The organism is Anaerophilus nitritigenes, from assembly GCF_004138215.1.
GTDB lineage: Bacteria > Bacillota > Clostridia > Peptostreptococcales > Thermotaleaceae > Anaerophilus > Anaerophilus nitritogenes.
Genome location: NZ_RYYS01000009.1, coordinates 58,313 through 74,128 on the forward strand (window position 1 = coordinate 58,313; position 15,816 = coordinate 74,128).

Sequence of the window (15,816 nt, forward strand, 5' to 3'; positions counted from 1 at the left end):
AATTTTCCTACTTCTTTTGTTATGATGAATACATAAGATTTCATTGAGGGGGAGTTATTATGAATAAGAAGAAAGTAATACCATTAGGAATTGTAGGATGTTTAGTTATAGGAGGAATTTCTTTTGCTATGTCTGATTCTATAGAAAAAAATATTATCAAAAAGCCAGGTTCTACACAATCTATACAAGAGCAACAAAATCAAAATATACAAGTAAAAGCAAAGGAAATAAAAGTTAACAATCAACTTGGAAACGTTCAGATGAGAATTCCTGTTATAGAAGGAATGAAAGATACACATTATCAAGATCAATTGAATGATATTATTTTAAGCCATGCTATGAAAGATCAAGAAGAAGTAGAAAAGCAAGTAAAAGAAAATGAAGAAATGGCTAAAGAAGGGTTTGAAATGCAACCATATGAATTGTTTGTAGATTATAGTGTGAAAGAAAAAGACAGAGTATTTTCTCTAGTTGTTCAAACTTATATGTATACTGGAGGAGCACATGGAACTCCTAGAACAGATTGTTATAATGTAGATTTAAAAGAATATAATGCGATTCAAATAAATGATTTATTTAAAGAAAATGCAGACTATAAAAAAGTAATTAATGAAGAAATTAAAAAGCAAATCAAAGAACAACAAAGTACAGAAGAGAGAATTTATTTTGATGGAGAAGAAGGATTCAAATCTATTTCAGACACACAATCTTTTTACATAGAGGATGGAAATATAGTTGTATGTTTTTCAAAATATGAAATTGCTCCAGGAGCTAGTGGAGAACCAGAGTTTAAAATTCCTTTAAAATCTTTAGAAAATATACTAAAGGATACAAATATAATTCCAGTTTTAAATTATGATATAGAAAAGAAAGTAGTAGAAGATAAAGCACATAATATAAAAATTGTTTATCCTCAAATTAAAAATTGTAAAGGGGAACTCAAAGAAGATTATATAAATCAAAGTTTACAAAAAGTAGTAGAAATATATAAAAAAGATGGATATAAAGATATAAATATTAACTATGAAATTACAAAGATGAATAACGAGATTTTGAGTGTAATTTTTGAAGGAACAGGAAAGGTAATAGGAAAAGATATAAATATTCAATATAGTGTAAACTTAGATATGAAAAAATCTGGAAGTGAAATTGATTTTGAAAATTTTATTAAAAAAGGGGAGCAATCTAAAAAGGAAGTAATGAAAATATTAAATGGTCAAGCAAAAGTGTATGGATTAGAAGAATTAGAAGCAGAAGGAATAAGAATTTATTTCAAAGCAGATCAAGTTTTCTTCTATTACATGCCACTAGATGATAGTGCCACTTCTTTCATAGAATTTGGTGTTTCAAAGGATCAATTAATGCCATATATGAATACAGATTTTTAGGAATTTACAACAATCTAACTAAAATAAAAATTGCAGCTGTATATAGCTGCAATTTTTGAATCTAATAACCCAATTCTTTATCTACAATAAATACCTTAATTCTTCCCTGGATTCTTTGGCGCTTGATCAAAGTATATTCATTACAGATTCTTTCAGGACTAGTACAATCTATACAGACACCAGTAGAAGCACAAGGAGTTTTTTTCTTGAGTCTTTTTGCATTGATAGGAGCTGCAATTTGCTTGTTTCTTTCTATGGCTTCATTTAAATTCTTTACAATTTTATTAAATCCTACCACTACGATAACTTGATCAGGACCATAAATCATGGCAGCCACTCTATTTCCTGTACCATCTACATTATAAAGCTCTCCATTTTCTGTGATTGCATTAGTACCTGTCAAATAAGTATTTGCAAAAAAACTTTTTCTATAAATTTCTTTGATATTTTCTTCTGTCAAACCTTTTTCATATCGATCTAAAAAGTTATATTGTCCACTACGTAAAAGATCAATAATGCCTGTTTCAAAAAGTGTGACAGAACCTCCCACAGATATTGTCTCTCCTTTTTGAAGTAAACTTGATAGTTTGTCTAAAAGTTCTTTTTCATCTTTTACGAAATATCCTTCCATGTTGTTTTTTTTCAAAGCTTCAATTGTTCTTTCGATTTTTTTTTCAATAACCCATTTTACACTTTGATCCATACAAGTACCCTCCTTGTAAAATGAAATTTTTTTTAAAGATACATTCATAGTATCATGAACCATATGGTAAATCAATTTCATAAAACAAATCATTTCATGGTAAAAACAAATACTTTATTCTATAATAAATATATATATTAGAGGAGGGATTGTATGAAAGTAGAGGTTTATACGATAAATGCTTTTGGAAAAACAGAGGATGGAGGAAATCCTGCTGGAGTAGTTTTGCATGCAGATCATCTATCAGAAGATTTGATGCAAGAAATTTCTAAGAAAGTTGGATTTTCTGAAACTGCTTTTGTTCAAAAATCTTATAAAGCAGACTTTAAGGTTAGATTTTTTACTCCTAGTGAGGAAGTAGATTTATGTGGTCATGCTACCATTGCAACTTTCTTTGTATTATTAAAAGAAGGTATCATAAAATCAGGGAAATATACGCAAGAAACAAAGGCGGGTGTATTAAATATTGAAGTAAATGAAAACAATAGTATTTTAATGAATCAACCTCTGCCACAGTTTTTAGAAGTTATGGATAAAAAAGAAATCGCAAATTCTTTAAATATAAAGGAAGAAGATATTTTAGACGATCTGCCTATACAAATTGTATCTACAGGTCTTAAAGATATTTTAGTACCAGTGAAAAATTTAAATATCCTACTTCATATAAAACCTGATTTTGATAAAATTACACAAATTAGTAAAAAATACAACGTAGTAGGTTATCATGTATTTACATTAGAAACAAAATTAGATAGCACTGCTCATTGTAGAAACTTTGCTCCTTTATATGATATTTTAGAGGAATCTGCTACAGGCACGTCGAATGGAGCTTTAAGTACTTATCTTTTTAAGTATAAGAAAGTTGATGAAAATCAAGCAAAAGAGATGATATTTGAGCAAGGGTATTCTATGAATCAACCCTCAGAAATAAGAGCAAGACTTATAATAAAGGATCAAGAGATCAAAGGGGTTAAAGTAGGAGGAAGTGCAGCAGGAGTTCAAAAGAAAATATATGAGATATAAAGAGCAGCCCAGTGTTGCTCTTTTATTGTTTAATATGAAACTCCTGTGATACAATAAAGCAAAAAGGGTGAATATCATTTGAAAAAATATATGAAATACTATGATTCTCCTATTGGAATCATAGAAATTATAGGAACAAAAGAATGTATTATGGCTGTTCATTTTGTAGAGGAGAAGAGAGAACTTGAAGAGAGTGTTTCAATTTTAGAAAACGCATATATGCAATTAGATGAATATTTTAATGGGATAAGGAAAAAATTTAATATAAATTTTTATATAGAAGGTACGGACTTTCAAAAAAAAGTATGGAATGCATTATTAGAAATACCCTATGGAAAGACTACATCGTATCAAGAATTGGCAAAACATATAGGAAATGAGAACGCTGTCAGAGCTGTAGGAGGAGCAAATCACAAAAATAATATAAGCATTATGATTCCTTGTCATCGGGTGATTGGAAAGAATGGAAAACTTACTGGATATGCAGGAGGACTTTGGAGAAAAAAATGGTTAATTGAACACGAAAAAAGATTTTAGGAGGTAGTATTTTGAAGTTAGATGAAAGTTTTTATAGAAAAGATGCATTGAATTTAGCCAAAGATCTATTAGGAAAGATATTAGTACGAAAGATAGGAGACCGTTTGATTCAATGCAAAATCGTAGAAACAGAAAGCTATATAGGGCCGCAAGATAAAGGATGCCATGCATACAACAATAAAAGAACAAAAAGAACAGAAGTCATGTTTTGGGATGGAGGATATGCCTATATTTATATGATTTATGGCATGTATTATTGTTTAAATATTGTAGCTGCTAAGAAAGAGGAGCCTCAGGCAGTACTTATAAGAGCTGTAGAGCCTTTGAATGAATTTGAAATATTAAAAGAAAATAGAAAAATAAAGTCTAAAAAATTAAAGGATTTAACAAATGGACCAGGAAAGCTTTGTAAGGCTCTACATATTACAAAAGAATTGAATGGATATGATATGATTAGTGGAGATGAGCTTTATATAAAAGACAATGATGAAAAAATAGAAATTGTTTCTACAAAGAGAGTTAATATAGATTATGCAGAGGAATATAAAGATAAACTTTGGAGATTTTATATAAAGGATCATTCATTTGTATCTAAAAATTAATGAATCCTTTTTATAAATGATTGTAGAAGTCAAAATGAATATATATTATAATGATGTTAAGAAAAAATGGAATTATAAGAAATCAGAAGAAAACGTTTTGAAAAAAGCAAGATGATATAAAGGAGGATGTATAAATATGCAATCTGTGGTAGAAACTGAAAGATATCCTATGCTTGAAGTACATACAAAAAAGATTTATGATAATGTAAAATACATGGTAGACCTTTGCAATGAAAAAGGGATAGAAATAGCAGGAGTGGTAAAAGGATTTAATGGACTTCCTAAAGTAGTAGATCAATTTGTAGAAGCAGGATGTAAGTATATAGCAGATTCTCGTATGGATCAAATTATAAGGTTAAAGGAATATGGGATCAAAAGTCCAATGATGCTTATAAGAATTCCTATGTTTAGTGAGATAGAAGAATTGGTAAAATATGTTGATATTAGTTTGAATTCAGAAAAAGAAACTTTAGATCGAATAGAAAAAGAATGTAAAAAGCAAAATAAGCATCATAAAGTTATTTTAATGTTTGATTTAGGAGATTTAAGAGAAGGAGTTTTTGAAGAAGACGAATTAATAGAATTAGCAATATATGTAGAGGAAAAACTTCAATATGTAGAATTAGGAGGAATAGGAACAAATTTAGGCTGTTATGGATCTATTAAGCCTACAAAAGATAATCTAGGGAAACTTTGTGATCTTGCTGAAAGTATTGAAGAAAAAATCAATAGATCATTAGAGATTATATCTGGAGGAGCAACAAGCTCTATTCCTCTTTTATTAGATGGAGATATGCCTAATAAAATAAACAATCTCAGAATAGGAGAAGGGGTATTACTTGCTAAAGATTTAGATGAATTTTGGGGATATGATATGAGTTCAATGCATCAAGATACATTTGTACTAAAGGCACAAGTAGTAGAAGTGAAAAATAAACCTACTCATCCTATTGGAGAAATTTTTATTGATGCATTTGGAAATTCTCCTACCTATGAGGATAAAGGAATAAGAAAAAGAGCATTGCTTGCGATAGGAAAACAAGACTTTGCTCTTGATGATAAGTTAATTCCTAAAATGGAAGGAGTACAGATTGTTGGAAGTAGTAGTGACCATTTAATTATAGATATTCATGATTGTAAGGAGAATATAAAGCTTGGAGATATAGTAGATTTTACTATGTATTATCCACCTATGTTGTATTTAAGTGGATCTAATTCTGTACATAAGGTATATAGATAAAAAAATTAGCATGTTGCTACAGCAACATGCTAATTTTTTATCTATTCTTCTATATATTTTTTTAGAAGATACTTAAATGAATTTTTTTTGAAAGCTCTTCTAAAACTTTCAAACCTCCTATACTATTTCCATTCTCATCAAGAGCAGGACCTACTACTGCAATCCCCATTCTCTTTGGAACAACAGACATGATACAACCACCAACACCACTTTTTGAAGGAGTACCTACATTTACAGCAAATTCTCCAGACGCATTATAAAGTCCACATGTCAACATAATCGTTTGTACAATTTGACATACCCATTTAGGAAGAAATTGTTCTCCAGACCAAGGGATGATTCCTCTATTGGCAATGACGGATGCAATTTTTGCTATATCTTTCACAGTAACTTCTATAGAACATAGTTTAAAATAGGCATCTAATACATCTTCTACATCTCGTTTGATAATATTTGCTCCTTTTAAATAATAGGCAATGGCACGATTTGTATTTCCGGTAAGTTTTTCAGATTGATATACATGATCATTAATATCAATAGTTGGATTGTTTGCCATAACCCTAATCATTTGAAGTACATGATCAAATCTTTGGGTGCCATTATCACCAGCAACTAAAGAGGTACAGACAATTGCACCTGCATTAATAAAAGGATTTAGTGGTTTGTGAGAATCTTTAGTTTCTAGTCGAACAATAGAATTGAAAGGATCAGCAGAAGGTTCATAGCCTACTTTTGAGAATACAGCTTCTTTTCCTTTGTCCATCAGTGCACATGCTAAAGTAATTACTTTAGAGACACTTTGCATTGTAAACTTTGTTTCAAAATCACCTGCACAAAATTCGTTACATGCTAAATCAAATACGCAAATTCCTAAAGCATTTGGATTTGACTTTGCAAGTTCTGGGATGTAAGTTGCAACTTTTCCTTCTTTTATCCAACCTTTATTATTCTCGATAACTTGATTTAATAATTGTTGCACTTGCAATCACCTCGGTTTCTGAAAAATAATATGAAAAATAATGAGATACATTAAATATTTGCACAATACAATTTTAAAACAAATAAAATGCATATGTCAAACTATTTTACCAATTTTATAAAATAAATCTAAATCTGGGTTAAAATATAAAATTATTTACACATTTTAATATAAAACTATGGTATATTAAAGAAGATTTTATTGCAAAGGATGATTACAATGAAATTTTGGCAGAGGATTTTTATTTACAATTTTCTTTTATTTGTAATAATTTTAAATATAGGAGGAGTTATTTTAATAGAAAATAGCCATCAAGCAGACTTAAAAAGGGAAGTTCAAAGGACTCTTAGTGAACATTTAAGCATTTATTCCGGTATGAATATGATTATAGAAAATAGGATTTATGAAGATGAAAGATTTGGACAAAGTTTTTTATATGATCATATCAGAAATTTTTTAGAAAAATTTCATGATGAAAAAATATATGTAGAGCTTTTAGATAAAAACAATGATATATTTTTTACTAGTGTAGACTTTAGAATAAACAGAGAAAGAAAGGAATTAAAAAATCCTCTTGAGAATAGAAGAAAATATATTATAAGGGATCTACAGGATCAAACTTATTTATTTGTTACAAATATGGTAGAGATCAAGAAAGAGCCTCTCAAATTTACATATATTAGAAATATTACAGAGATATATGCAGAAAGAAATAAGCAATACAAATTTTTATTTCAATTGGAACTTGTAATGTTTATTTTTATGAGTGTAAGCATGTATTTTATGAGTAGATATATTACAAAACCTATTTATAAACTTATAGATGCTATAGAGGATATCACAAGAGGAAATTATTCAAATAGGGTGGAGATTTATGGAGAAGATGAAATAGGGACACTTGCAAAGAAGTTTAATGAAATGACAGATAACCTAGATGAGAAAATAAATGAATTGGAAAAAAATACAAAAGAAAAACAAAGATTTATAGACAACCTAACTCATGAATTAAAAACACCTCTTACTTCTATCATAGGTTATGCAGATTTTCTAAGATCTACAAAATATAATGAAGAAATTTATATAAAGGGACTTAATTATATCTATCAAGAGGGAAAAAGACTAGAGATGCTTTCTTCAAAAATGATGAATTTGATTTTATTGAAGAATGAAAATTTCATCATGAAAAAAGAAAATTTAAAAGAAATTATATTAGAGGTGGAAAAAATTTTAAAGTATCGTCTCAAAGAAAAAGATATAGGGATGATCATTGAGACCAAAGATTTGTACAAAGAAGTTGAAAAAGACCTTATGAAAAATCTAATTGGAAACTTAATAGATAATGGAATAAAGGCATCCCAAATAGGAAGTAATATTTATGTAAAGCTTTATGAAAAAAATGAAAAAATAATCATTGAAGTAAGAGATGAAGGAATTGGAATAAAAGAAGAAGATATAAAAAAAGTATTTGAACCATTTTTTATGGGAGATGGTTCAAGAAGTAGAAAAAATGAAGGAGCAGGATTAGGACTTTCTATATGTAATGAAATTGCAAAGCTACATAAAGCAAATTTAGAAATTGAGAGTACTTTCGATAAAGGAACTATAATAAAAATTATATTTGATTAAAATTTACAACTTTTTTACAAGTTGGATAAGGTTTGTATCAATAGATTTGTTATTCTTTCATTGTAGATATAACTATGAAAGAGAGGTATAGAAAATGAAAAAAATATGGATTGCATTATTAGTAGGAGCATTACTTACAGGCTGTGGAACACAAGGGATTCCTAAAGATCAAGTGATGACAGAAAAAGTACAACAAGAAGAAAATGTAAATCAAGAAGAGCTTATAAAGAATGCTAAGGACAGTTATAAAAAATACTTTAAAAGAGATATGGATATAAATGGGTTAACTGTAAAAACTATTTTAATGGAGAAAGATGATTATGTTTGGACAAATGATTATTGGAGAGTTGTTTGGGTAGATGAAAAGGATAAGCAAAAATATAGAGTAGGTATAGATACAAAAACAGGACAAATTGTAGAAATGGCAGATACAAAATCCATTGATGAACAAAAAAACAGAGAAATAAATTTAAGAGAAGAAAAAGAAAAAGCACTAGATTTTATAAAAGAAAATAATATAGTAGAAGATACAAAAAATTTAGAGTTATGGAGTGCAGGAGAAGATGGAAAAATTTCTAGCTTTAAATTTCACTATAAAGAAGGTAACCATATATATATTAAATTAGATCATGAAAAGGTAGTAGATCTTTATCATACAAAAGGGAAAAATTTTAATAATCAAGATGTAAAAGTAAAAAAAGAAGAAGCTATATCTATTGCTATAGGGGGGGTAGAAAAGTATTTTGATAAAAAAATAAATAGAAATGATTTTACAGAAAGCATTAATTTAGTAGATAATACATACGGAGATACAGACGGAAATACATGGTTTATATATTGGCAGGATGTAGAAGGTGAGCTTGATTATAAAGATATTACATATGGTGCTCAAGTAGATGCTGAAAGTGGAAAATTAGTATTAGTAGAAGGATTAGAAAAAGATTTGAAAAAGCCTACTCAAAAAATGAATGAAGAAGAAGAAAAAGAAATTGCTATGAAATATTTAGAAAAAGTAGGTATAAAAGGTGCAAAATATGAAGGGAAAATTGTTGAGAAATATGTAAAATATCTTACTTTTTCCTATAAAAATAAAAAAATTGAGTTATATATAGATGATATAGAAAAAAAAGTATATGTGATTGTTTTTAAATAGTATAAGGAAATTCCTTATACTTTTTCTATTTTTAAAAAAGTTATATAATAAATTAAGAAATTATTTTTAGGGGTGTAAAAAATGGGAATCATTTTAATTGTAGAGGATGATGAAGCTATTTCAGATTTGATTAAATTAAATTTAGAAATGGTAGGATATAAAGTTAGACAAGTGTATGATGGAAAAAAGGCTTTAGAGATTATAAAAGAAGAAGACTTTGATTTAATTTTACTAGATGTAATGCTTCCTATAGTAGATGGATATACTATTATGGAAAATATTCATCATTTGGGTATTCCTGTGATTTTTCTTACAGCAAGAGATCATTTATCTGACAGAGTAAAAGGACTCAAAATGGGAGCAGATGATTATATTATAAAGCCATTTGAATCTATAGAGCTTTTAGCAAGAGTAGAAGCAGTTTTAAGAAGATGTACAAAAAAAGAAGAACTTACTTTTAAAAATATTAATATCTATTTAAAAGAGAGAATCGTAAAAAAGAATGATGAAAATATAGATCTTACATTAAAAGAATATGAACTCTTAATACTTTTAGTAGAAAATAAAGGGATTGCTTTATCAAGAGAAAAAATTCTTCGAAAAATATGGGGATATGATTATATAGGAGAAACAAGAACTGTAGATATGCATATTCAAAAGCTTAGAAAAAAATTAGATTTATTTGAAGAAATTACTACTGTATATAAAGTTGGATACAGATTAGAAATATAATAGGGGAAAAGTTTTTAATATAAAATTTGAATACCGTTTAATAATAAAAAGTATAAGGTTATACCTTATACTTTTTATTATTAAACGATATACTGTAACTCCTATCTAATAGTTTACTTTAATATAGTATTACCATGCTAGAATGGTAGTTTGTAATAAAAACATAATAATATCATATATATAATATAAAATCAAATAAATTTTGAAAAAAAGAAGGAATTTTGAAATAAAGGAAGAAATTTGTAATAGGAAGAAAGACCTAAAATATATAGGTCTTTAACCTTAAAATATCATGTAGTCAATAGCAAACTTATTGAAAAATAAGGACGCAAAGCCATGGGTCTAAGGAAATTTATATTTCTATGATTGCCAGGTTACCAAAGCATGAATGTAGATGAATTGCCATTTTAAAGAAAGGCGCCTACATCATAGGGGTCTTTTTATTTTATATGAACCAGAAAATGAAAAACATCAACAAGGGGGTGCTTTCATTGAAAAGAAATTTGTGGACAGAAAAAGATAAGGCCTGTAAGAAATACATATGGATGGGTGTTATATATCTATTAAATGTAGGCTTGTTTATATGGAGTATAAAAAATTATTGTTCTTGGGAGAGCTGTTTTTTATATTTACTAGGAATTTCTGTAGGATTTTCTTTTTTCCACAATATGACAGATGTAAATTTTTATACAGGAATTACTTTTATCATAAATATAGCAGGAATTTTGATGGTTCCATACATAAAAATTGGAAAAGATATATATTTTATTTATACTTTATGTATACTTATTATTTTTTATATGATTACCCGCCGAAGAATTAAAACAGAATGTAATATGATTGAAAGAAAGTTATTTGACAAAACGAGATTCGATCATATAAAAGATGGAATTTTAGTATTTAGATATGAAGATTTAACAGTAATAGAGTATAATGATACAATCAATTCTTTTTTACAGGAAAAAGAACTAATTGGAAAATGTATAGACGAAATTTTTCAAGAGTCAATAGCTATGACAATGCATCAAACGCAATTAAAAAATTATTTTAAAAATGGAAATGAAAAAGTGATACTTCAAAATAAAAAATTGGGATCTAAATGGGTAGACCTAAATCTGAAAATATTTTATGTTTTTGATAAAAAATATTTACTTCTTTGTATATCAGATGTAAGTGCTCATAAAGAGGATAAAGAAAATATAGAGTATTTAGCTTATCATGATTGTCTTACGAATCTACCAAATAGAAGGTATGGAAATGAAAAGCTAAAATGTATCCTTGAGAAAGCAAGAGATGAAAAAACAATGGTAGGGGTTATGTTTATAGATCTTGATAAATTTAAATTTGCAAATGATTTACTAGGACATGCAGCAGGAGATGAACTTTTGAAAAAAGTAGCAAAAAGAATACAACAAAGTATAAGAAAAAATGATTTAGTAGTTCGGATCGGTGGAGATGAATTTATGATTTTAATGGATGGTTTTTGTTTTGAAGATGAAGTAATACAAATTGCTGATAGAATTTTAAATGTATTTTCTAAACCTTTCTTTATAAAAAAACGAGAAATATATGTAACTTGTAGTATAGGAATTTCAATTTTTCCACATCATGGAGCAACTATGGAAAATCTTTTAGAACAGGCAGATATAGCTATGTATGAAGCAAAAAATAACGGGAGAAACAATTACAAAATATATAATAAAAAAATGGAACAAAATATTTTGATTCAAAAAACAGTTCATTTTTAAAAAATCAAGGACGGTTCTTGAGATTTGTAAATATAAATCACAAGAACCGTCTTTTTGTTTTCTTAATATTTTTTATTTTTGAATCAATGAAAAACGTGAGTAGAACATAGATATATGCAAATTTTTATAAAATGAGAAGTGATTGAAAAGGAAGAAAAAAAATGCTACAATTAAGGTAAACGTTTAACTTAAATGTTTATCGTAATATTGGAGGAAGAATATGAAAGTTACAATCAAAGATATTGCAAGAATAGCAGAAGTTTCAACAGCAACTGTTTCGAAAGTAATTAATCATAAAGATGAACATATTAGTGATCCTACAAGAAAAAAGATACTAAAAATCATGAAAGAATATAATTATATCCCAAATACAGCAGCAAGAAGTCTTGTGACAAAGAAAACAAATACAATTGGGCTGATTATTCCAGATATACGAAATCCATTTTTTCCCGAACTTGCTAGAGGGGTAGAGGATAGAGCTAATGAATCGGAGTATAATGTGATTTTTTGCAATACAGATGATGATGAAGAGAAGGAAGAAAAATGCGTAAGTATGCTCATTGAAAAAATGGTAGATGGTATTATATTTACAGCTTCATCTAAAAGAACGGGAGAGTTTCGTCGCTTTAAAAATAATAAAATTCCTATTATTTTAGTAGATAGAGATCTTGATTTAAAGCATATAAAAGGAAGAATAAAAGCAGATAATAGAAATGGTGCTTATGAAGGAGTAAAACATTTGATTACATGTGGATATAAAGACATCCTTTTCTTATCAGGACCCTATACATCTTATACATCTATGGAAAGGTTAAAGGGATATAAAAAAGCATTTAAAGAATATTCTATAAAATATAAAGAAGAAAATATCATAGAAGGAACTTATCAAAGTGGATGGGGTTATGAAATTATTAAAAAACTTTTAAGACAAAAAAGAAAATTTGATGCTTTATTTTGTGGAAATGATTTAATTGCTATAGAAGCAATAAAGGCCCTACAGGAAGATGGTATAAAAGTTCCACATGAAGTGGGAGTCGTAGGTTTTGATGATATTTATATGAGTAGATTTATTGATCCTACTTTGACAACCATCAAACAACCCATTTATGAAATGGGATACAAAGCGGTACAAATGCTTATAGAGACTTTACAAGGAAAAGTGAATAGTTATCAAAATATTTTATTAGACACTCAATTGATGATTCGAAATTCTACTTTAAAGAAATAAGGAGGCAATACTGTGAGAAAAATTACAGTGATCGGAAGTATGAATATGGATTTGGTAGCAAATGTAGATCATATGCCAAAAGTAGGTGAGACCATAATAGGGAAGTCGTTTGAAGAAATTCCTGGAGGAAAGGGAGCCAACCAAGCAGTAGCTATTGCTAGATTAGGTGGCCAAGTTCATATGATTGGAAAACTTGGAGATGATGGATTTGGAAAAACTCTTTTAGAAGGACTGACAAAAGATAAAATTTGTGTAGAGGGTGTAAAAATAGAAACAAATACTCCTTCGGGAGTTGCACTTATTACAGTAAGTGAAGAAGGAGATAATTCGATTATTGTTGTTCCAGGGGCAAATTTTACATTAAATAAAGAAGATATAGATAAAAACATACAAATCATAAAAGAATCAGATTTTTTAGTGCTTCAATTAGAAGTTCCCCTAGATACAGTAAAGTATTCACTAAAGTGTGCTAAAGAATTAGGGGTATATACTGTACTAAATCCTGCACCTGCACAAAAACTAGATGATATGATCATTAAAAATATAGATCTTTTAATTCCTAATGAAACAGAGCTTGAGATATTAACTGGCATAGAAATAAATAATGAAGAAGATGTACTAAGAGCTTCAAAGAATTTAATAGAAAAGGGAGTAAAATCTTTGATTGTTACCTTAGGATCAAAAGGATCTATGTATATAGATAAAAAAGGATTTAAAAAATTTCAAGCCCATAAAGTAAAAGCGATAGATACTACAGCAGCAGGAGATAGTTTTATAGGAGGAGTATGTGTTTGTCTATCAGAGGGTAAGACTATAGAAGAGGCAATAAGATATGGTTCAAGGGTAGGAGCTTTAACGGTAACAAAAAAAGGAGCACAAAGATCTCTTCCATATAAAGAAGAAATAGAAGCATTAAAGGAGGACTAAAAATGAAAAAGACAGCTTTAATTCATAGTGAAATTTCTTATATGATTTCTCAAATGGGACATACAGATGGAATCGCTATAGCTGATAGTGGGCTGCCTATTCCAAAAGAAGTAAAAAGAATAGATCTAGCACTTAAAAAAGGAATTCCTAGCTTTATGGATACACTAGATACAATTTTAGAGGAATTAAAAGTGGAAGAAGTAGTTATTGCACAGGAAATGGAGACAGTTAGTCCTGTTCTTTATGAAAAGTTTATGAGAAAAATTTACGAAGTAGAAGAAAATGAAAATATAAAAATAAAAATCACAAAAGTAGATCATGAAACTTTTAAGAATATGACAAAAGAATCAAAAGGAATTGTTAGAACAGGAGAACATACTCCATATGCAAATGTAATCTTAAAATCAGGCGTTGTATTTTAAGGAGAGGTGTTAATGAATAAACCTATTTTTGAAATGAAGGGGATTGTGAAAGAATTCCCAGGAGTAAAAGCATTAGATGGTGTGGATCTTAAAATTCATCAAGGAAGAGTAATGGCGTTACTTGGAGAAAATGGAGCAGGAAAGTCTACTCTTATGAAAATATTAAGTGGTGTATATCAAAAAGATCAGGGACAACTTATTTATGAGGGAGAAGAAATTCATTTAAAAGGACCAAAAGATGCACAAGATCTTGGAATTAGCATTATTCATCAGGAGCTGAATTTAATTCCTCATTTGACTATTGGAGAGAATATATTTTTAGGAAGAGAACCTGTAAATAAATTTAAAAAAATAGACTGGAAAAAGCTTTATGAAGATAGTGAAAAATTATTAAAAAAACTTAAAGTAGACAAAGATCCTAGACAAAAGGTGTCTCAATTAAGTGTTGGAGAGCAGCAAATGATTGAGATTGCAAAGGCTCTTTCTTTACATGCAAAAATTATTATTATGGATGAGCCTACAGATGCTTTGACAAAAAAAGAAACAGAAAGTTTATTTGAGGTAATTGATGAATTAAGAAAAGATGAAAAAGGAATTGTCTATATATCTCATAGACTTGAAGAAATTTTTAGGATGTGTGACGATGTAACTGTTTTAAGAGATGGAAGATTTATTGGAGAAGATGAAGTGAAAAATTTAGATGAAAATAAATTGATAGAAATGATGGTAGGAAGAAAGCTTACAGAACAATTTCCAAGAATTGAAGTCAAAAAGGGAGAACTTGCTTTAGAAGTTAAAAATCTTTCTAATGAATATATAAAAGACATTCATTTTACATTAAGAAAAGGAGAGATATTAGGAATTTCTGGACTTATGGCTTCTGGAAGAACAGAACTTGCAAAGACTTTATATGGAGTTATTCAAAAGATTTCAGGAGAAATTTATATAGAAGGAAAAAAAGTAGAAATAAAATCTCCACAACAGGCTTTACAAAAAGGAATTGCTTATGTATCTGAGGATAGAAAAGGAGAAGGTTTAATTTTAGGGCTTTCAGTAAAAGAGAATATGACTATATGTTCTTTGGAAAAATTTGAAGAATCTCTAAGGATTAGTTCTAAAAAAGAAAAGGAAGCTGTTAAAAGATATATTGGTCATATGAATATCAAAACTCCTAGTGAAAACCAAAAGATTAAAAATTTAAGTGGAGGAAATCAGCAAAAAGTTTCTATTGCAAAGGGACTAATGACAAAGCCTAAGATTTTAATATTGGATGAACCTACTAGAGGAGTAGACGTAGGAGCAAAAAAAGAAATATATGATTTAATTAATGAATTTAAAAAAGAGGGTATGAGTATTATTATGATTTCTTCAGAAATGCCAGAAGTATTAGGAATGAGTGATCGTATTTTAGTTATGTATCAAGGAAGAATTAGTGGAGAATTTTCTATAGAAGATGCTTCTCAAGAAAAAATCATGAAATGTGCTGTAGGAATAAAGGAGGCTTAAAA

At 28.4% G+C, this 15,816-nt stretch carries 15 protein-coding genes and 1 riboswitch; of the genes, 13 read left to right on the forward strand and 2 right to left on the reverse strand.

Annotation, left to right across the window (positions count from 1 at the left end; genetic code table 11):
• The first annotated feature begins 59 nt into the window (after nucleotides 1-59).
• The gene (locus EK368_RS00745) at nucleotides 60-1,388 is read left to right on the forward strand and encodes a DUF3298 and DUF4163 domain-containing protein (protein ID WP_129595816.1); all 1,329 of its coding nucleotides are present in this window, start codon (nucleotides 60-62) and stop codon (nucleotides 1,386-1,388) included.
• A gap of 61 nt (nucleotides 1,389-1,449) precedes the next feature.
• Here EK368_RS00745 and EK368_RS00750 read toward each other — a convergent pair whose 3' ends face one another.
• Nucleotides 1,450-2,091, reverse strand: a complete 642-nt coding sequence (locus EK368_RS00750; protein ID WP_129595817.1) for a lactate utilization protein — start codon at nucleotides 2,089-2,091, stop codon at nucleotides 1,450-1,452.
• Between the two features lie 153 nt (nucleotides 2,092-2,244).
• Here EK368_RS00750 and EK368_RS00755 point away from each other — a divergent pair, with 153 nt between their 5' ends.
• The 4 genes from EK368_RS00755 to EK368_RS00770 all read left to right on the forward strand — a co-directional run bounded on the left by EK368_RS00755 (nucleotide 2,245) and on the right by EK368_RS00770 (nucleotide 5,493).
• Nucleotides 2,245-3,114: a PhzF family phenazine biosynthesis protein gene (locus EK368_RS00755; RefSeq protein WP_129595818.1), complete on the forward strand. Its 870-nt coding sequence runs from the start codon at nucleotides 2,245-2,247 to the stop codon at nucleotides 3,112-3,114.
• A gap of 90 nt (nucleotides 3,115-3,204) precedes the next feature.
• Nucleotides 3,205-3,651: a methylated-DNA--[protein]-cysteine S-methyltransferase gene (locus tag EK368_RS00760; RefSeq protein ID WP_129595879.1), complete on the forward strand. Its 447-nt coding sequence runs from the start codon at nucleotides 3,205-3,207 to the stop codon at nucleotides 3,649-3,651.
• An 11-nt stretch (nucleotides 3,652-3,662) separates the two neighbouring features.
• Nucleotides 3,663-4,253, forward strand: coding sequence for a DNA-3-methyladenine glycosylase (locus EK368_RS00765; RefSeq protein ID WP_129595819.1), 591 nt, complete (start codon nucleotides 3,663-3,665; stop codon nucleotides 4,251-4,253).
• Between the two features lie 136 nt (nucleotides 4,254-4,389).
• Nucleotides 4,390-5,493 carry an alanine racemase gene (locus EK368_RS00770; protein ID WP_129595820.1) on the forward strand — a complete coding sequence of 368 codons (1,104 nt, stop codon included), beginning with the start codon at nucleotides 4,390-4,392 and terminating at the stop codon, nucleotides 5,491-5,493.
• A gap of 61 nt (nucleotides 5,494-5,554) precedes the next feature.
• On the opposite strand, the gene glsA is transcribed toward EK368_RS00770, so the two are convergent.
• Nucleotides 5,555-6,472 (reverse strand): glutaminase A, encoded by a 918-nt coding sequence (gene glsA / locus EK368_RS00775; protein WP_129595821.1) that lies wholly within the window; start codon nucleotides 6,470-6,472, stop codon nucleotides 5,555-5,557.
• 219 nt (nucleotides 6,473-6,691) lie between these two features.
• Here glsA and EK368_RS00780 point away from each other — a divergent pair, with 219 nt between their 5' ends.
• The 8 genes from EK368_RS00780 to rbsA all read left to right on the forward strand — a co-directional run bounded on the left by EK368_RS00780 (nucleotide 6,692) and on the right by rbsA (nucleotide 15,814).
• Nucleotides 6,692-8,098 (forward strand): sensor histidine kinase, encoded by a 1,407-nt coding sequence (locus EK368_RS00780; protein WP_129595822.1) that lies wholly within the window; start codon nucleotides 6,692-6,694, stop codon nucleotides 8,096-8,098.
• 94 nt (nucleotides 8,099-8,192) lie between these two features.
• The gene (locus tag EK368_RS00785) at nucleotides 8,193-9,251 is read left to right on the forward strand and encodes a putative periplasmic lipoprotein (RefSeq protein ID WP_129595823.1); all 1,059 of its coding nucleotides are present in this window, start codon (nucleotides 8,193-8,195) and stop codon (nucleotides 9,249-9,251) included.
• 81 nt (nucleotides 9,252-9,332) lie between these two features.
• Nucleotides 9,333-9,983 carry a response regulator transcription factor gene (locus EK368_RS00790; RefSeq protein WP_129595824.1) on the forward strand — a complete coding sequence of 217 codons (651 nt, stop codon included), beginning with the start codon at nucleotides 9,333-9,335 and terminating at the stop codon, nucleotides 9,981-9,983.
• Nucleotides 9,984-10,276: 293 nt separating this feature from the next.
• Nucleotides 10,277-10,365, forward strand: a riboswitch (cyclic di-GMP riboswitch).
• A 109-nt stretch (nucleotides 10,366-10,474) separates the two neighbouring features.
• A complete protein-coding gene (locus EK368_RS00795) occupies nucleotides 10,475-11,731 on the forward strand; it encodes a GGDEF domain-containing protein (RefSeq protein WP_165000268.1) in 1,257 nt (418 codons plus the stop codon).
• A gap of 220 nt (nucleotides 11,732-11,951) precedes the next feature.
• Nucleotides 11,952-12,959, forward strand: a complete 1,008-nt coding sequence (locus EK368_RS00800; RefSeq protein ID WP_129595826.1) for a LacI family DNA-binding transcriptional regulator — start codon at nucleotides 11,952-11,954, stop codon at nucleotides 12,957-12,959.
• 12 nt (nucleotides 12,960-12,971) lie between these two features.
• A complete protein-coding gene (gene rbsK / locus EK368_RS00805) occupies nucleotides 12,972-13,886 on the forward strand; it encodes a ribokinase (protein ID WP_129595827.1) in 915 nt (304 codons plus the stop codon).
• A gap of 2 nt (nucleotides 13,887-13,888) precedes the next feature.
• Nucleotides 13,889-14,308: a D-ribose pyranase gene (gene rbsD, locus EK368_RS00810; protein ID WP_129595828.1), complete on the forward strand. Its 420-nt coding sequence runs from the start codon at nucleotides 13,889-13,891 to the stop codon at nucleotides 14,306-14,308.
• A gap of 12 nt (nucleotides 14,309-14,320) precedes the next feature.
• A complete protein-coding gene (rbsA, locus tag EK368_RS00815; protein WP_129595829.1) occupies nucleotides 14,321-15,814 on the forward strand; it encodes a ribose ABC transporter ATP-binding protein RbsA in 1,494 nt (497 codons plus the stop codon).
• Nucleotides 15,815-15,816: the final 2 nt, after the last annotated feature.